General features: G+C 60.2%; 18 protein-coding genes. 9 read left to right on the top strand and 9 right to left on the bottom strand.

Features of this window, described 5'->3' with window-relative positions:
- Positions 1-77 precede the first annotated feature (77 nt).
- Positions 78-482, top strand: a complete 405-nt coding sequence (locus tag CI15_RS21180; protein WP_062130582.1) for a DUF3224 domain-containing protein — start codon at positions 78-80, stop codon at positions 480-482.
- A gap of 76 nt (positions 483-558) precedes the next feature.
- Here the strand turns inward: CI15_RS21180 and CI15_RS21175 are convergent, their stop codons facing one another.
- Entirely contained in the window at positions 559-2,826 is a 2,268-nt protein-coding gene (locus CI15_RS21175; RefSeq protein ID WP_062131618.1) for a beta-glucosidase, read from the bottom strand.
- A 224-nt stretch (positions 2,827-3,050) separates the two neighbouring features.
- Here CI15_RS21175 and CI15_RS21170 point away from each other — a divergent pair, with 224 nt between their 5' ends.
- Positions 3,051-4,070, top strand: coding sequence for an AraC family transcriptional regulator (locus CI15_RS21170; RefSeq protein ID WP_063910562.1), 1,020 nt, complete (start codon positions 3,051-3,053; stop codon positions 4,068-4,070).
- Between the two features lie 10 nt (positions 4,071-4,080).
- On the top strand, positions 4,081-4,692 hold the full coding sequence (locus tag CI15_RS21165; protein ID WP_162842056.1) for a hypothetical protein: 612 nt from the start codon (positions 4,081-4,083) through the stop codon (positions 4,690-4,692).
- Between the two features lie 30 nt (positions 4,693-4,722).
- Here the strand turns inward: CI15_RS21165 and CI15_RS21160 are convergent, their stop codons facing one another.
- From CI15_RS21160 to CI15_RS21150, 3 genes are read right to left on the bottom strand one after another with little or no spacing between them, the layout of a single operon-like run.
- On the bottom strand, positions 4,723-5,019 hold the full coding sequence (locus tag CI15_RS21160; RefSeq protein ID WP_062131616.1) for a 4Fe-4S dicluster domain-containing protein: 297 nt from the start codon (positions 5,017-5,019) through the stop codon (positions 4,723-4,725).
- Between the two features lie 2 nt (positions 5,020-5,021).
- Positions 5,022-5,330: a hypothetical protein gene (locus CI15_RS21155; RefSeq protein WP_062130576.1), complete on the bottom strand. Its 309-nt coding sequence runs from the start codon at positions 5,328-5,330 to the stop codon at positions 5,022-5,024.
- A 12-nt stretch (positions 5,331-5,342) separates the two neighbouring features.
- Complete coding sequence (locus CI15_RS21150; protein ID WP_174543250.1) at positions 5,343-5,924, bottom strand: RNA polymerase sigma factor; 582 nt, start codon at positions 5,922-5,924, stop codon at positions 5,343-5,345.
- Between CI15_RS21150 and CI15_RS37005 the strand changes: the two genes are divergently transcribed.
- The 3 genes from CI15_RS37005 to CI15_RS21140 all read left to right on the top strand — a co-directional run bounded on the left by CI15_RS37005 (position 5,923) and on the right by CI15_RS21140 (position 7,820).
- Positions 5,923-6,087 (top strand): hypothetical protein, encoded by a 165-nt coding sequence (locus tag CI15_RS37005; protein WP_161950048.1) that lies wholly within the window; start codon positions 5,923-5,925, stop codon positions 6,085-6,087. The genes CI15_RS21150 and CI15_RS37005 overlap by 2 nt on opposite strands.
- A gap of 108 nt (positions 6,088-6,195) precedes the next feature.
- On the top strand, positions 6,196-6,495 hold the full coding sequence (locus tag CI15_RS21145; RefSeq protein WP_062130572.1) for a hypothetical protein: 300 nt from the start codon (positions 6,196-6,198) through the stop codon (positions 6,493-6,495).
- Positions 6,496-7,334: 839 nt separating this feature from the next.
- Entirely contained in the window at positions 7,335-7,820 is a 486-nt protein-coding gene (locus tag CI15_RS21140) for a universal stress protein (protein ID WP_062130569.1), read from the top strand.
- Between the two features lie 69 nt (positions 7,821-7,889).
- Here the strand turns inward: CI15_RS21140 and CI15_RS21135 are convergent, their stop codons facing one another.
- The gene (locus CI15_RS21135; protein ID WP_420915870.1) at positions 7,890-8,243 is read right to left on the bottom strand and encodes a DUF4148 domain-containing protein; all 354 of its coding nucleotides are present in this window, start codon (positions 8,241-8,243) and stop codon (positions 7,890-7,892) included.
- Positions 8,244-8,784: 541 nt separating this feature from the next.
- Between CI15_RS21135 and CI15_RS21130 the strand changes: the two genes are divergently transcribed.
- Together CI15_RS21130 and CI15_RS21125 are read left to right on the top strand one after the other, a co-directional pair.
- A complete protein-coding gene (locus CI15_RS21130) occupies positions 8,785-10,725 on the top strand; it encodes a hybrid sensor histidine kinase/response regulator (RefSeq protein ID WP_082814259.1) in 1,941 nt (646 codons plus the stop codon).
- 154 nt (positions 10,726-10,879) lie between these two features.
- On the top strand, positions 10,880-12,829 hold the full coding sequence (locus tag CI15_RS21125) for an ATP-binding response regulator (protein WP_062130563.1): 1,950 nt from the start codon (positions 10,880-10,882) through the stop codon (positions 12,827-12,829).
- 36 nt (positions 12,830-12,865) lie between these two features.
- Here the strand turns inward: CI15_RS21125 and CI15_RS35580 are convergent, their stop codons facing one another.
- The 3 genes from CI15_RS35580 to CI15_RS21110 all read right to left on the bottom strand — a co-directional run bounded on the left by CI15_RS35580 (position 12,866) and on the right by CI15_RS21110 (position 15,687).
- A complete protein-coding gene (locus CI15_RS35580) occupies positions 12,866-13,564 on the bottom strand; it encodes a LuxR C-terminal-related transcriptional regulator (RefSeq protein WP_161950047.1) in 699 nt (232 codons plus the stop codon).
- Between the two features lie 253 nt (positions 13,565-13,817).
- Positions 13,818-14,894 carry an alkene reductase gene (locus tag CI15_RS21115; RefSeq protein WP_062130559.1) on the bottom strand — a complete coding sequence of 359 codons (1,077 nt, stop codon included), beginning with the start codon at positions 14,892-14,894 and terminating at the stop codon, positions 13,818-13,820.
- Positions 14,895-14,982: 88 nt separating this feature from the next.
- A complete protein-coding gene (locus CI15_RS21110; protein ID WP_062130558.1) occupies positions 14,983-15,687 on the bottom strand; it encodes an SDR family oxidoreductase in 705 nt (234 codons plus the stop codon).
- Positions 15,688-16,014: 327 nt separating this feature from the next.
- Between CI15_RS21110 and CI15_RS21105 the strand changes: the two genes are divergently transcribed.
- A complete protein-coding gene (locus CI15_RS21105) occupies positions 16,015-16,593 on the top strand; it encodes a TetR/AcrR family transcriptional regulator (protein ID WP_062130557.1) in 579 nt (192 codons plus the stop codon).
- 94 nt (positions 16,594-16,687) lie between these two features.
- On the opposite strand, the gene CI15_RS21100 is transcribed toward CI15_RS21105, so the two are convergent.
- A complete protein-coding gene (locus CI15_RS21100; protein WP_062130555.1) occupies positions 16,688-17,149 on the bottom strand; it encodes a MarR family winged helix-turn-helix transcriptional regulator in 462 nt (153 codons plus the stop codon).
- Positions 17,150-17,267: the final 118 nt, after the last annotated feature.

Here is a 17,267-nt window from a genome sequence, read left to right as displayed (position 1 = left end):
GTGTGCTACGTTTCGGAAGCGCCGCGTTTCGTTTCACCACTTCGCCGCCGCCCGTTCAAGCCAGGAGGAAAATCCCGATGACCCAGCACATCGCAAAAGGCACCTTCATCGTCGCACTTCAACCAATGCCGTTCGAAAACGCGGACGCCGAATCGAAGCTCGGCCGCATGTCGATCGACAAGCAGATCTCCGGCGATCTCGCCGCGACCACCCATGGGCAAATGCTGAGCGCGATGACGAGCGTCAAAGGCTCGGCCGGCTATGTCGCGCTCGAACAGGTCACCGGCACCCTTGCGGGCAAGCGTGGCACGTTCGTGCTGCAGCATATCGGCGTGATGAGCCGCGGTGCTTCGTCGCTGGCGGTAACCGTCGTGCCGGATTCGGGCACGGGGGAACTGAGCGGTATCGAAGGCGAGTTCAGGATCGATATCGTCGACGGCGCGCATTCGTATGAGTTTGCGTATCGTCTGCCTGGCGTATAGGTGTACTCGCTCGAGCGGGATACGGTGCTCGACCCCGTACCCCGCCGCCAGGCTTTCTAGCTCGACACGTCGGCGCTCAATGCCCCGCGATCGTCACCGATGCCGTCAGCGCATTCGGATCACGCGAAGAAGCTCCTGCGATCATCTGATAGACGCCGCCGTTGAGCTTCCACACGTGGTTGGTCGCATCCCATGTGGACAGCAGCTTCGGCGCGACCGAAACGCTGACCTGCTGCGACTGCCCCGCCTGTAGCGCGACCTTTTGCCAGCCGACCAGTCGCTTCGGCGGTTCGCCCAATCCACTCGGCAACGCGGCATACACTTCGGCGATTTCCGAGCCCGCACGCGAGCCCGAATTCTTGACGGTAAAGGTCACGGTCACGTTGCCGCTCGCATCCACTTGCGCATTGAGGCCCGAGTAGCTGTAACTCGTATAGGACAGCCCATAGCCGAACGGAAACAGCGGCGCGATCTGCTTGCCGTCGTACCAGCGATAACCCATGAAGAGGCCCTCGCTGTAGGTGACGGTAGTATCGGTGGCAGAGATGGCCGGCTGCGGAAGATCCGCGTCCTGCACCGGGAACGTGATCGGCAATTTGCCGGACGGGTTCACGTCGCCGAACAGCAGATCGGCAATCGCCTGGCCGCCCTGCACGCCCGGGTACCACGCTTCGAGCACGCCGTGCACGTTGCCGAGCCACGGCATCAGAACCGGACTGCCGTTCTCGAGCACGACGATCACGCGTTTCGCTTGCGCCGCGACCGCGGTGATCAGCGCGTTCTGGTCGTAGCTCTGGTTATAGCTGTCGGTCGTGTTGCTCGGCAGGCTCAGGCTCGACAAATCCGCGCCCTCGGTTTCCCATTGCGTCGCGAACACGATCGCCACGTCCGCCTTCGCGGCGGCGGTGGCCGCGGCGCTCGCGTTCGTGCCGTCGACGAACGTCACGCTCGCGTTCGGCGCCTTCGCCTGGATCGCGGCCAGCGGCGCCGATTTGTACCACGTCGCACAGGTGCTCAGGAGCGGCGACGACGACACGCAACCGGACACCGCGTTGCCCGCGGCCGCCGGCACCGCGCCCGAACCGCCACCCGACAGCACGCCCGCATCCGCATGCCCGCCAATCACGACGATCGACGACAGCCCCGCCGCATTCAACGGCAGCACCGGCTGCGAATCGCCGCTCGCCACCGCGTTCTTCAACAAGACCGACGATTGCTGCGCGACCTGCAACGCGAGCGCATTGCCCGCGTTCTGATCGACGCTGCCGCCGGTGGTGGGCGGCGAATCGAAGATGCCATAACGGATCATCGTGCGAAGCTTGCGCTGGACCATGTCGTTGAGCCGCGACATCGGCACGCTGCCGGCATTGACCGCGCTCGTGAGCGCCGTGCTGAAATACGACGTGATCGTGAAGCCCGGGAACGACGGTCCGCCGCTGGTATCGCCGGGCTCTTCTTCATCGAGTCCGGCCAGCGCCGAGGCGACCGTACTATGCGTGGCGGTCCAGTCCGACTGCACTACGCCCTTGAAGCCCCACTCGTTCTTCAGCACGGTGGTCAGCAGATACGGGTTTTCGCACGCGTACACGCCGTTCACCAGGTTGTACGAGCACATCACGTTGCCGGGCTTGCCTTGCGTCACACCGAGTTCGAACGCGAGCAGCTCGGTCTCGCGCATCGTGCGTTCGTCGACGACCGAGTTGCTGGTCATGCGATTCGTTTCCTGATCGTTCATCGCGTAGTGCTTGATCGTCGCGATGACGTTCTGCGCCTGCGTGCCGATCGTGCGCGCGGCGCTTAGCGTGCCGGTCAGTACCGGGTCCTCGCCCATGTACTCGAAGGTGCGGCCATTGCGTGGCTCGCGCGCCAGATTGACGCCGCCGCCGAGACCTTCGCCATAGCCGAGCACGCGCAGCTCGGTCGCGATGCGCGCGCCGTATTCGTTCGCGAGCGTGGGGTCCCAGCTTGCCGCGAGCGCCACCGGCGCGGGCAGCGCCGTCGCGTTCGAGTTGACGACATTGACGCCACCGGCCGAATCGGCCATCGCAAGGCCCGGAATGCCGAGCCGAGGGACGCCGGGAATGTAGCCGGCGCCATTGACGCCGGCCGGATACGGACCGCCTAGCCCCGCGTTGGGGATGCCCACGCCGTGTACGAGCTGGATCTTTTCGGCGGTCGTCAACTGCGCGACGAGCGCGGCGGCACGCGCATCGGCGCGCGCGTCGGGATCGGCCGGCGCTGGCGGGTCACTGATACCGTTGCCGTTGCCGCAGGCGGCGAGTACCAGCGCGACACCACAGGCAATGGCGCTTGCGGCAAAAGGCATCGTCAGCTTACTTCTCATCATCTCGCTCCGTATTGTCGTTGTCGGTAATGCGATTCGCAGTGCATAGCGGTGCATCGACGCTCTACCGGTAGGCGACGCGTCCTGCTACGCTTAGCGCTCGAGGTAACGCGCCGTAAGAAATTCTAGGGATGCGCCCAAAACGCGCTTGACCGATGGGTGCAGCTCTTGACCAATGAAGAGTCAGGAAAACCCGCAGACAGGGTTCGACCAGAGGAGGCAGAGTGGATTTGCGTCAGAAGTCCGTATCAGCGCGTATCTATCGAGGAATGCTCGACGCGGCGGAGCGCGCGGGGCTCGATCGCACGAAAGTCGCCCACGATATTGGCCTCGACGAAGCCGACATCGCCGCGACGGACGCACGAGTCCCGGGCGACAAGCATGTCGCGATGCTCCAGCTCGCGGAGAACTGCATCACGCACGGCGCACCCGAGGGCGACGTGCTGGACGGCCTGCTTTACTTTCCGGAGCTGGCAGGTGTGCTCTGCAATAGTCCGACGCTGCGCGACGCATTGCGTAATTACGTCACGTACCGCGACTTGATCGGTAATGTCGACTGGGTGGTCATGCAGGAGCACGGCGACGAAATCGCCTTCGACTACGTGATGGAAGGTGAAGGGCGCAGCGCATCGAGCGCGCTGGGCAATTTCGCGCTGATCGCGAGTGTGGCGAAGCTCTATGACGCGCGACTGCGCGTGCGCGATGCGGGCATCACCGATTCGCGGTGTGGCGGGATCCCGTCACTGGGCGCGGCGTTGGGTGTGCGCGTTCAACTCGATCAGGCGCGCAATCGGATGGTGTTGCAATCGGCGGCGCTCGATCGCGCGTTCGAGATCTACAACGCACCGCTCTCGAAGATTCATCTGCACGCCGCGCATGGGATTTTGCAGCGGATTCGCGAGCAGGGCCGCTTTTCCCCGACGGTCGAGCGATGTCTGCGTGACGTGTTGCGCGAGCACGCCGATGCGATCGAGCCGAAGAGCCTGCAGACGATCGTCTGCGAGCGGCTGTCGCTGACGCGTTGGACGTTGCAACGCAAGCTCGCGGCGGAGCGTAAGACTTTCAGCGAGGTGCTGACGCAAACGCGCATCGACGAAGCGCGCACACTGCTCACGCATACCCCGATGTCGATCAGCGAGATCAGCGAACGGGTCGGCTTCGCATCGACGACGGCATTTACGCGGTTTTTTACGCGTGCGTGCGGGGCGCCACCGGCGCAGTATCGGGGGCGGTGTCGGGCGTGAGCCTCACGTGATGAGCTTCGATCAGAACCTGACCCAACTGTTTGGTGTCATGGGGTCGATCGTTTCCGTGGTCGCGTTTCTGCCTTATGGGCTCGCGATCTGGCGCGGCACCGTCCGTCCTCATCTTTTCACCTGGCTGATCTGGTCGGTTGTCACGGCGATTGCGGCGGTTGGACAGTTCGTCGCGGGTGCGGGTCCTTCGGCGTGGTGTACAGCGGCGATTGCGGCGACCTGCTTTTTTGTTCTCGTGGCGAGTGTTTTTCGCGGCGAACGGCAGCGGACCGCTTTTGATTGGCTTTGCCTTGTTGCGGCTTTATCGGCTATTCCGCTGTGGATGCTCACCAACGATCCGACGTTGTCGATCTGTCTTGTGACGCTGATCGAACTCGTTGGTCTAGGGCCGACGGTTCGCAAGACGATTCGTGATCCGTGGAGTGAAAGTCTTTTGTATTTCGCGTTGTGTGTTCTTAAGTACGCGCTCGCGATTCTTGCGCTGCCGAAATGGAGCGTTGCTGTGGCGTTTTATCCGGCGGTGAATATCCTGGCGGCGAGCGGGGTATGCTGGTTGATGGTGGTGCGCAGGCGCCGGGTCGGGGCGTGCGTTGAGAACAACGTTCGATGAGGGACATGACATGGCTGCGCCATTTCTGCGCTATGCCGTTCTGACAAGCCTGATCGCGCGCTCAGGACACGCCGTCACGCAAAGGCCGCACGAAAGGCAAGCGTGCGCGTTCGGTGTGTAGGCGACTTTCATTCCATGCACGCGTTGCTTAAGGCGATGCATCAAATCGAGGCCGAGATAGTCGACCTGATCGATGCGCCGGATCTCGAACACGTTCTCAGGGCAGACCTCCACGCAATCGCCCTTACCCTCGCAACGTTTCAGGTCGACGACCGGCGCGATCACGCCGGGCTTCTGTTTGCAGTCGCCCGTCGATTTCTCGCGCATGTTCAGTCTCCCGCGCGCCGGGCGCAGCCCGATCGCCATGCCGTCTGGAATTGCTCCCGTTCTTCGGGGGTCATCGCTTCCCATTTGCGCCAGTAACGACGTTGGCGCCAGCCGCCGTGTCCGCGAAATCCGCCGAACAGGATGCGGCTCAAAACCAGCAGCCCCAACGCGTGTGCGAAGTCGATCGCACGGGCACCGACGAATAGCGCCGGAACCACCCAATTCCATAGAGTCATGACAACCCACCCGAGCACGCCTATGGCAACCAATACAAGCAGCGCTTTACCCACCCATCTGATTCGGAAGTTCATCCGTCGACTCCTCTAAATACCCAGTTCGTCATAAATGGCCTGCAATCTGGCGCGCAGATGCAAGACCGCGTAGCGTTTGCGCGCAAGCAGCGTATTGAGCGCGACACCGCTTTGCGCCGCCATGTCTTTGAAAGCTCGCCCCTCCAGCTCATGCGCGATGAATACCTCACGTTGATTCGGCGACAACTCGTCGAGCGCGTCCTGCAAGGCCTTGAGCAATAGAGCGCGAGCGTAGAGAGCTTCGGGACCGGCATCGTGCGCCGGTAGGGCAAGGTCGAGGCGATACTCGCTGCTGGCGTCATCCTCGCCATCGGACAGATCTGTCAGCGGTTGCTCCTTCTTCTTGCGAAAGCGATCGATGATGCGGTTGCGCGCGGCACGGAAAAGCCACGCGCTCGCCTGTTCGATCGGAGCGGGAAGGCGGTATGCCTGCACAAAGTCTTGGAACACGTCCTGCAGGATGTCCTCGGCATCGTCCGGGTCGCGTATCCGACGCCGGATGAAATTGACGAGCCTCGTGCGCTCACGCACCACGGTCGCGGTGATGTCGCTGTCTCGGTCGGTCATCGGCTGCGAGGTGGGTGGCGGTTCCATGCGTCTGAAGACGTTTCACGAGCGCGAATATTGTGGCGAGCGCGAAAAATCTTTTCATGAGCAACTGCCGGGTTGCTTGAAGCTCGCCCTGATTGTCGCCGACCGCGATCCACCCGTCGTCATTCCGAAAAGAGAAATTCACCCTTGCGAACAAGGCGTTTAATTTTCGGCGACCGTTTTCCTAAACTTCATATGATCAGCTATGGACTTGACCCCGCGCCGTCAGCGCAGTCTATGTCGTCAATTCCGGTCCAATCGAGGAGACACAGTCATGAGCAAGACAACCAGCACGCTTATCGCGGCCGTCGCCGCAATCATGCTGTCGGGCAGCGCTTATGCGCAGAGCAACAACACCCTGGCGACCCCGAGCGTGGCGTCGCCGGCCAAAGCAACGAGCGGCTACGGCACGCCTGGCGCCACCAGTTCGGAGAGTGGCTCGGGCGCCGGAGCGTCGAACTCGGGCCAGTCGAATAGCATGAACAGCAATAGCTCGTCATCCCTCACCAACGCCCCCGGAAGTCACAACACACTGGCGACCCCGAGCGTAGTGTCGCCGGCCGCCGGCCAATGACGGCTGTTTAAGACGCAGTTCTATTGCTCAGTCGCTTAGCTAGGCTTTCGCCACCATTCCCAATGAAACGCGGGCAAGTACGCCCGCGCATCATCGTCAAATCTCACAGCGGACGAAGTCGCTCAAGCTATATGGGGATCCGGACTGGAAGCGAAAGCCGACGCTGCGCTCATTGACGACGTCGCGTATCTGCGTGAAACGAGCGACCTGCTACGGTGCCGCGCATCCCAGACGAACTGACGTCTCCCAACTTCGCGCTGCAACTGGCCCACATAATGCAGACACCCGCACTCACGCCTGCAGCAGGCAGAGACCGGGAATCCCTATGAATTTGGGCGCCGGGTTGACCTGCACCTTGAGGTTGACCGGCAGAGCCGCACTGCGCTCGAACCGTCGTCTGCTCCGACTTCGCCGGCTTTCACAGCGAGTCGACTACGTCTTTGAATGGCGCTGCCCGGATTGCGGTCTATCATGAGAGATATAGCAAGCGCAGGAGCATATCGTGCCCTCCGATCCATCTGCTGAGCCGACTGACAGGACTCCTCCCAGCCCGGCGCATTCCCCGTCCAGCACGGGTCCCAAGACCGCCGCACAAGGGCCGGCAAAATCTGGGAAAGACGACCTTCCCGACGCCGATTCCGCGGAGCCTGTCCCCCACGAGCATCTTCCAATCCGAAGCGACGACAACTGATTTCGCGTCGCCGACGTCGACCGCATCGTGGTCTACCCAGCATGCCCCCTGCCGGATCACACATGCCTTCGCGCCGACGCCGCGAAGCGGAGGAACGGTTGCGGTTCAATCAAGGCCGATTTCGGTCCGAACCGGACAGGAGCAGATCATGCAGAACGTTCTGGTAGGTTATGACGGGTCGCCATCTGCGCGACAGGCGGTCACTTTCGCAATCGATCTCGCGAAGCGTTTTGATGCGCGCCTGCATGTGCTTGTCGTGGCGCGCGCGCCGGATTGGGGCGCGATAGAACTGGAAAGACGCGAACTGATCGATCACGAGTTGCGCCATGCCAACGAGGTCCTCGACCACCTCAAGGCGACGCTCAACTCCGATGGCGAACATCCCGAGTTCGATCTCATCGTCGGGCAGCCCGCGAAGGAAATCGTGCTCTACGCAGAGCAGCACGATATCGATCATCTGGTCGTTGGGCATCGCGGTCATACGCCGTTCGATCGCTGGCTGATCGGCTCGGTTGCCCGCCAGGTGCTCGCCTATGCACCTTGCGCTGTCACCATCGTGCGCGATCCGGCAATGACCAAAAAACGTCGCGCGAAGGCTGAGCACGAGTCGACGGACGAAATGCCATTTGTATGAACGCCGCCCCCAGACGATTCCGGCTCGTTACCCGGATCGTCTGAGCGGTGTCAGCCGAGCCATCGGCTGTCAGTTGCCGAAGAAGGTGTTGCAGAAACTTGCAGGGCCGACGCACGACGATGGCGAGGGCATCGGCAGACGCGAGGAACTGCCGGCCGCCGAGGTGCCGTTCATCGTCGTACCGCCGACGGCGGTGTTGGCCACCTGCTGGCTGTCGTGAGCGGCGATCTTCGCTTCAGCTGCCTGGATTTGCGCGGGATACGTCGTCTGGTCGCCGTCGCCGGGATGATAGCCGGTCTCCTCCAGACGGATCAGATCCGCGCGCACCTGCTCGCGGGTGACCGGCTCGGTGCTCTGAGCGAAGCTGACCACCGGGCCAGCCAGCGCACCGCTGGCGAGGACAAGGCATACAAGGGTTTTCATGATGAAGCTCCTTGACTCTGGTTGAACGAGAACGTCGTGTAACGACGGCTCGAATGCTGATGCAGAAACTCACCGGCCCGATACAGTTGGACGAGATATGGGCGCGTCGAGGAAGCCGATAGAAGAAGTCACGCACTTAAGGTCCTTGTCTCCTGGATTGATGGCTAACCGAACACTCAGGAAGCCTAATGGCTCATTGCAGACGACAGTGCAATAGGCGTGCGAAAAGAAAAGAACGTGAATCATCGCGCGGAGAAGGACGCCTTCCCTGCCTCGAATTATGTTTCATTATTCCCGCGCGCAAACATGTCAGTTGTATTTGGTTCGACCATTTGATGTTCGGCATTAAATGTTCCTTTGCGGTCGGATAATTGTTCGGTGTGGCTTTACGAGTTCGGCACATCCGGCACATCTCAGAGAGGACTCCGCTGCGTGGACCACGAACTTTTGTTCGGTCATGACCGAACACTTGTCCATCGACTTGCTGGCGGACCAGTAGCACAATGGAGCGCATGCCGAAGCCGATACAGGGAGGCCTCTCATGGCGTCCTGTATTCAAACACGACGTGATTCCGACGAAGGCGAACAGCCCGGCGCTGGTACATCACTGGGCGTGAATGAAACGGTTCAGAAAATCGAGCGCCGCAGTTTCGCTGAATTTGCGAATCTGTTTCTGGGACCGGTTGCGGCACTCAGTGCCGAGCAGGATCTCCTCGTCAAACGCGAGTTATTGGCATCACTGTCCCGTCGAGCGACATATTGCATCGCGCTAATGTTGATCGGAAGTTCGCTCTGGTTCGTATTTGGAGTTTGGGATATACCTTGGTTCCGCGACGTCTGGCTTGCCGGACTGTGGGGAATGGCCGCCCCCCTGGCGACATACTTACTGAAAAAGACCACGGCGCTCCCAAAGCACGCTGGCAACGACGCGATCGAGCAGATGCATTGGGCGTGGGCGGCATTGGTGATGCTGACGTCGTTCTGGTGGGCGGCGGGTAGCTTTGGTTTAAGCGCGCCCGACTTCTCGCTCCTCCATGGTTATTACTTTAAATTGCGCAGGTATAACTTCATGGAACTGACGATGATCAGCCATGCATTTACCTTGCTGCTGCTCGCGCCTAGTGTTCGTGCGACCTTAGGTTCACTTGTGTTCGGCGCTATCCCGTTCGGATTTAGCATGGCACCGGTGCTATTTATTAAGCGTCCGGGAATGTTTGACTGGAATACGGCTCAACTGATTGGCTACTGTGTCATGGCATGGTTTATTTGCAATGATCAGAAGCGCGCATGTGCAAAGGAGGTCATTCTCGAGGAGGCGCGATCGCAGGCCGAAGCCGCAACCGCAGAGAAGAGCCAATTTATCGCGGCGATAAGCCATGACTTGCGCCAACCACTCACCACGCTTGGTTTGAAGTTGAACTATATCGAGCGGACCATTGAATCAACCCATCTGGCCGAAGACGTCGCGATGGCGCAAAGGCAAGTGGACGCGATGGAAGGCATGATCAACGGCGCGCTGGATATCTGCCGCCTCGAGTCCGGCACATGGAATGTGGAAATTCAGGAGTTGGCGCTGCCCTCCCTTTTACTCGGCATCGTTGTGGATATGCAGCCGCTGGCCGAGGCGAAGGGGTTGAAGTTGAGCCTCCATAGCCGACCCTATCTGGTCCGGACAGATCGACATGCGTTAGACAGGATCGTCCGGAATATGGTGATCAACGCGGTCCGATACACGCCCTCCGAACAGGGAGGAAGGAAAGGACATATTCTGGTGAGCTGCCAAAGGCATGGCAACCACGTCAAGGTAAGCGTTTGGGACAACGGAATCGGTATCCCTGAAGATAGACAAGGGGATATCTTCAAAAGCTATGTACAGGTCGACAATCCCGAGAGAAATCGTGAAAAAGGATTCGGACTGGGTCTGTCGATTGTCCAGGGGCTCGCGGACCTTCTTGGTCACGAACTGGACGTGGACTCGACACCGGGTCGCGGATCGCGCTTTTCGGTTACGGTCCCCTTCATAGGGCTCATCCCGTCAGAATTGCTCGCGGTTCATACGGTTGACAACGACGACACGGACCTGACCAATATGGTCGTGGCGATCATCGAGGACGATAGCGACCTGAGGGTCGAGATATCGATGCGCCTGATCGAGCATGGCTGCTACGTCGTGGCGGGAGAATCATCCGACGACGTCATCGGGCAGTTACGGATCGAGGCTTTGGCAAGTGGTCCGCACTTCATCCTCTCCGACTACCGGCTCGAACATGAGGACGGTGTTGCTGCGATTGCGGCGGTCCGCGCCGCTACCGACGCTTCTATTCCTGCGATCCTGTGGTCGGGAGATACCTCGTCAGCCGTGCTCAAAAAAGTCGCCGCCAGTGGCATGAAGCTTTTGTCGAAGCCGGTTTCGGAACAGACCTTGTTGACCATACTTGCAGAACACAAGCCAAAGACATTGACCGAAAGCGGGTGTAAGTGAGCAGCGATCTTCACGACAGTCCCTGATCTGGGCGGTTCGCCTACGCGAACCACGAACTTTTGTTCGGCAAGTAACGGAACATCTGTCCATCGACTTGCTGGCGGACCGGTAGCACAATGGAGCACATGCTGAAGCTGCTCCTCGGAGGCCTTCCATGGCGTCCTATACTCGAACACGAGGTGATTGTGACGCGGGTGAAAAGCTCGGGGCCAAAGCATCGCTGAGGGCGAGTGAAACGGTTCATACGAGGCGCAGCAGCTTCGCCAGATTTTTTAATCTTTCTCTGGGACCGGTTGCAGCGCTCAGTGCCGAGCAGAATCTCCTCGTCAAGCGCGAGTTATTGGCATCGCTGTCCCGTCGAGCGGTATATTGGATCGCGCTACTGTTGGTTGGAAGTTCGCTCCTGGCCGCGTATGGATCGTGGATCAATACTCCCGCTATTTATCTTTTGTCCCGTCCTGTGTGGCTCCTGGGACTGTGGGGAATTGCCGCTCCCCTGGCGACCTACTTACTGAAAAAGACGATCGCGCTCCCAAAGCACGCTGGCGTCGAGGAAATCGAACAGATGCACTGGGCGTGGGCGGCATTGGTGATACTGACATCATTCTGGTGGGCGGGCGGTAGCTTTGGGCTAACCCCACCCGACTTCTCAGGTCACGCTCATTACTTGAAGTTGGCCAGATACGGCTTCTTCGAGTACACGCTAATCAGCCACGCATTTACCTTGCTGCTGCTTGCACCGAGTCTTCGTGCGACTTTAGGCTCGCTCGTGCTGGGCTCAATCCCATTTGGATTTAGCATGGCACCATCTCTATTTTCTTACCGGCCAGCAATGCTTGTCTGGTTTTCGGCTCAACTGATTGGCTATTGCTTCATTGCCTGGTTTATTTTCTACAATCAGAAACGCGCCTGTGTAAAGGGGGTTATTCTCGATGAGGCGCGATCGCGGGCGGAAGCGGCAAAGGCGGAGAAGAACCAACTTATCGCTGCGATAAGCCATGACTTGCGCCAGCCACTCACCACGCTTGGCTTGAAGTTGAACTATATCGGGCGGAACATTGAATCAACCCATCTGGCCGAAGACGTCTCGATGGCGCAAAGGCAAGTGGACGCGATGGAAGGCATGATTAACGGCGCGCTGGATATTTGTCGGCTCGAGTCCGGCACATGGAATGTGGAAATTCAGGAGGTGGCGCTGCCCTCCCTTTTGCACGGCATCGTTGCGGATATGCAGCCGCTGGCCGAGTCGAAGGGGCTGAAGTTGAGCCTCCATGGCCGACCCTATCTGGTCCGTACAGATCGACACGCGTTGGAGAGGATCGTCCGGAATATGGTGATCAACGCGGTCCGATACACGCCCTCCGAACAGGGAGGAAAGAAAGGACATATTCTGGTGAGCTGCCAAAGGCGTGGCAACCGCGTCAAGATAAGCGTTTGGGACAACGGGATCGGTATCCCTGAAGGTAGACAAAAGGACATCTTCAAAATCTATGTACAGGTCGACAATCCCGAGAGAAATCGTGAAAAGGGATTCGGACTGGGTCTGTCGATTGTCCAGGGTCTCGCGGACCTTCTTGGTCACAGACTGGACGTGGACTCGACACCGGGTCGCGGATCGCGCTTTTCGGTTACGGTCCCCTTCATAGGGCTCATCCCGCCAGAGTTGCTCGCGGTTCATACGGTTGACAACGGCGACCTTGACCTGACCAATATGGTCGTGGCGATCATCGAGGACAATAGCGACCTGAGAGTCGAAATATCGATGCGCCTGATCGAGCATGGCTGCTACGTCGTGGCGGGAGAATCATCCGACGACGTCATCGAGCAGTTGCGGATTGAGGCTTTGGCAAGCGGTCCGCACTTCATCCTCTCGGACTATCGGCTCGAACACGAGGACGGTGTTGTTGCGATTGCGGCGGTCCGCGCCGCTACCGACGCATCGGTCCCTGCGATCCTGTGGTCGGGAGATACCTCATCAGCCGTCCTCAAAAACGTAGCCGCCAGTGGCATGACGCTTTTGTCGAAGCCGGTTTCGGAACAGACCTTGTTGACCATACTTGCCAAACATAAGCCAAAGACATTCACCGAAAGCGGGTGTAAGTGATAGCAGGGGAGCGTAAAAAGGAGTTAGCCACGATCATTACGACAGTCCCTTGTCTGCTCTTTCAAGAGCCAGTTCGGCATTGACTCTCAGTGCGGCTTCAACCCGGTTTCTGACTTGAAGTTTGTCGTAGATAACACAGGAAACCTGTCTGACATGCCCCTCGGAAACGTTGAGCTCTCTTGCGATCTGTTTCCCTGAGAGGCCACGCGCAATGCAACGGGCCAGGTCCCACTCTCGCGGAGAAAGTCCAAGATGATGCTGATTCCGGCTAGCCGAAGGTGCTTGTGTCGAGCACGCAAAACGAAGCAAGACTTCTTCAGGAATCCAGAGTTCGCCTCCTAAGATCCTGCTCAGTCCAATGAACATTTTCTTGTGCGCACCTCCTTTCAAAAGGATTCCGCGAGCGCCGTAGTCACGCATGCACATTCGCAGGATTTCAACTTCATGATCGCTCGCAGGCGCGAGTCCCGTGCAGATGACGACGGGAACATTGGACGGATTTCCGGCCTGGAAACGTTCCAGTGTTCTGGCGCCACGATTGTCACCATCCAGATTGAGATCGAGGAATACCAGGTCGGGGGGAGGTGTTTTGTTGACTTCTTCCAGCGCGCTGGCAAGCGTAAATACGGGCGTGGTTTCGATTGGGACCGCGCTCAGCTCCGACGCGTGCGCTTGAACATATTCGGAAAGAGCAACGCAAAGAATCTCGTGGTCATCGACCCATAGGATTTTCATGGTCGCTTCTCCTCTGTAGGCTTCGGAGAAAAGCAATCGAGCGCTTCGTTTATGCGCAGGACCCATCAAAAGCTTAGCATATCGACCCAGGCCGCATAACGTTAATCCATTCGCCCGTTGCTTATCGGCCAGCCGATGTTGCGGACGTGTGTGGCCGCGATCTGCGTGTGGTGGTGACGCGCCGACAGCCTCGCGACGAGATGTCTGCGGTATCCCGACAGCTCGGCCGTCGATGCCGCGGCCCGTTGTCCGGTCAGATGCTCACAGTGGCATCGTCAAGCAACGGGTAGTCGTTGTACCCCGTTGCATCATCCGTATAGATCGTTTCCGCATGGACCGCATTAAGCGGTGCGTCGCGTCTAAAGCGCTCCACCAGATCAGGGTTGGCGATAAAAGCGCGCCCGAACGCGGCGGCGTCCGCTTCGCCGCGATCGACAGCCGACTGTGCGCTTTCTTTCGTCAGGCCTTCATTGAGGATGTAGGTCCCCTTGAAGATGCGCCTTACGTCGCGGCCGATTCGCTGTTCGCCACGATCCAGGCCCTCGCGCGCGAAAATGAACGCGATGTTGCGCGCGCTGAGTTGCTCCGCGACATACGTGAACAGTGCACGCGGATTCGAGTCATGCATCGAATGTGAGCTGGACATTAGATTCAGATGCACGCCGATACGGTCAGCCGGCCAAACGGTGAGCACGGCATCGAGCGCCTCGAGAAGAAAACGCGCCCGGTTTTCAATCGAACCGCCGTAGCGATCGGTACGCTGGTTCGATCCGTCATGCAGAAATTGATCGAACAGGTAGCCATTCGCGGCGTGCAGCTCGATGCCGTCGAAGCCGGCTCGCCTTGCGTTTGTGGCTCCCGCCCGGAAATCCTCGACGATGCCGGGGATCTCTTCGGTCCGCAACGCGCGTGGCACGGTGAACGGCCGTTGCGGACGCAGGCGAGAGACGTAACCTTCCGCAGCCACGGCGCTCGGCGCCACGGGAGGCTCACCCTCGTGGAAGATCGGATCGGAGATTCGCCCCACGTGCCAAAGCTGGGAGACGATCAGGCCGCCGGCCGCGTGAACCGCGGAGGTCACCTCCTTCCATCCCGCTACCTGCTGTTCCGTCCAGATGCCCGGCGTATTGGGGTAACCGACGCCCTGAGGCGTGACCGAAGTGGCTTCGGTAATGATCAGGCCTGCACTCGCGCGCTGAGCGTAGTGCTGCGCGTTCAGCGGACCGGGGCTGCGCCCGTCGAACGCTCGCATGCGAGTGAGGGGTGCCATGACGACTCGGTTCGCCATCTTTAGCGCACCGATCTGGATGGGGTCGAGGAGTGTAGACATTTGCGGGCATTTCCTTACGCACGGGGGTGAGTCGATCATGCTGCTCGTCGCCTGCGATCGCGTGCGACGAGCGTGCGCTCCGGTGCCGTCAGCGCGGCGCCGGCTCGTCCAGATAGACGCCTGCCGACAGACCGGCCTTCACCTGGCGCGTGAACTCGTCGGTGGACACTTCCTCCGCCCCGGCCTCGATCGCGTCATAGGCCTGGCGCACGACGTCGTCCGGCGTCGCCTTCGGCACTTCAAGGCCGCGCGTCAGATCCGTGTCGATAAAGCCGGCATGCAGCCCGACGACCTGCGTGCGCTGTTCGCGCAACGAATGGCGCAGGCCATTGGTCAGCCCCCAGGCGGCCGACTTCGACACGCCGTAACCGGAGAGGAGCGGCCGGTTCATCCAGCTCGCGACGGACAGCACATTCAGGATCGCGCCGCCGCCGTTGCTGGCGAGATGGCCCGCGAAGGCCCGCGCCATCGCCAGCATCCCGAACACGTTGGTTTCGAAGTGATCGCGCAACGCATCGGGCGCGCCGTCGTCCATCAGGCTGCCGAGACGCGCGATGCCCGCATTGTTGATCAGCAGCGTGACGTCGCGCGCCGCCTCGGCTGCCGCGGCGACGGTCGCCGGATCGGTCACGTCGAGCTTCACGGGCACGACGCCCGGCAGCGTCACGCTGGACGGATCGCGCGCGCCCGCATAGACCTTTCGCGCTCCTCTTTGGAGCGCCTGTTTCGCAAACTCGAGGCCAAGCCCGCGGTTCGCACCCGTCACGAAAACAACAGCACCTTCGATCTTCATAACCCATCCTTTCGCATGATGAATCGCATGCGCGCCGGCTCGCCGCGCGCGTGGAATCCGGTGAAAACAAACTTGCCATTGGGTACCGAACCGTTGCACCGCCGAACGGCGTCAACCTCCGCCGCTCGCCGGCATCAAAGACCTCGGTGGACTGCCATCCGTGCCGCCCGGCGCTGCTTCGCTTTGTCGGCGAAAGTCGGCTACACTCATGTCAATGTCGATCACCATCGTCTTGCAGCGCATTGTGTCAGCGCGACCCGGGCATGTCAATGGTGATCGACATTGTGATTTTCAATCGATGCGATCAAGCAGATCAGGGAGGAACCGATGGGTGTGTCACGACAACAGGCCGCCGAGAACCGGAACGCGATCGTTGCGGCGGCCGAGCGTCTGTTCCGGGCACGCGGCGTCGAGGCCGTGGGACTCGCGGAGCTGATGAAGGAAGCCGGTTTCACGCAGGGCGGCTTCTACAACCACTTCAGGTCGAAGGACACGCTGGTCGCCGCGGTGATGGAAAAGGCGATGCAAGACTACGCGGATTCGCCGAACGCCGGCAGCCTGGAGAAGCAGGCGGCACGCTACCTGTCGGCCTCGCACCGCGACAACATCGAGGGCGGGTGCCCTCTGTCCGGCTTCGCGGGCGACGCGCCCCGGATGACCGACGCAGCGCGTGCGACCTACGCACGCGGCCTCGGCGTGTATCTCGAGCGGCTGGCAAGCATGATCGCCACGGACGGCGCGACGGCGGAACAAACCCGTCGCGAGGCGATTGCAACGTTGAGTCAGATGGTGGGGGCACTCGTGTTGTCGCGCGCGATTGCAAGCGCAGATCCGGCGTTCGCCGACGAGATCCTCGACGCGGGGCGGCGCACGCTCGTCGATGAGACGCCGCCTGCGGCTCTTTGAGCGCTGGGGTGCGAAGGTGACGGTCCGCAGGCACATGGCGAGTTGCGCGAAGAGCTTCAGCTCTTCGGCAGCGTATGCGACAGCCGCTACCCGCTCAGTCGTCGTTCTCGACGGACTTGATGAGGTTGCCGCGCAACGTCACTATCGCCTTCTGCAATTTGGCGAAATCGTCCGATGCCAATCCAGTCGCGTCGGTGAGGTCCATTTTCAGACTCTTCTCGCGCAGCCGTCGGCCGCTTTTCGTCAAGCTCACCCGCACCTGCCGCTCATCTTCCGGGTCACGCCGGCGCTCCAGGTAACCCATCGCTTCGAGCTTTTTCAGCATCGGCGTCAGCGTGTTGGATTCCAGAAATAGCTTCTCGCCCAACCCGCTTACCGTCTGGTTGTCCTGCTCCCACAACGCGATGATCGTGATGTACTGCGGATAAGTCAGACCGAGTTCCTCGAGGATCGGCTTGTACGCCTTGCCGAACGCCAGATTCGTCGAATAGACGGCAAAGCACAGGTAGTCGGAGAGCGGGAGGGGCGCGGTCGCTGGGAAGTCGGTGGTTTTCATGTGCATCCTCGTTAACTGGAAGTCGATGATTTGCAGCGAAACTCAATATATCGCTTGCGATTATATCGCCATGCGATTTAAGCGCACGACGTGCAAATTCGCTGCGAAGTGACCACCG

Origin of the sequence: Paraburkholderia monticola, assembly GCF_001580545.1 — a bacterium.
Lineage (GTDB): Bacteria > Pseudomonadota > Gammaproteobacteria > Burkholderiales > Burkholderiaceae > Paraburkholderia > Paraburkholderia monticola.
Note: the sequence above shows the minus strand (reverse complement) of the source record. Positions and strands in the feature narration are given on the sequence as shown.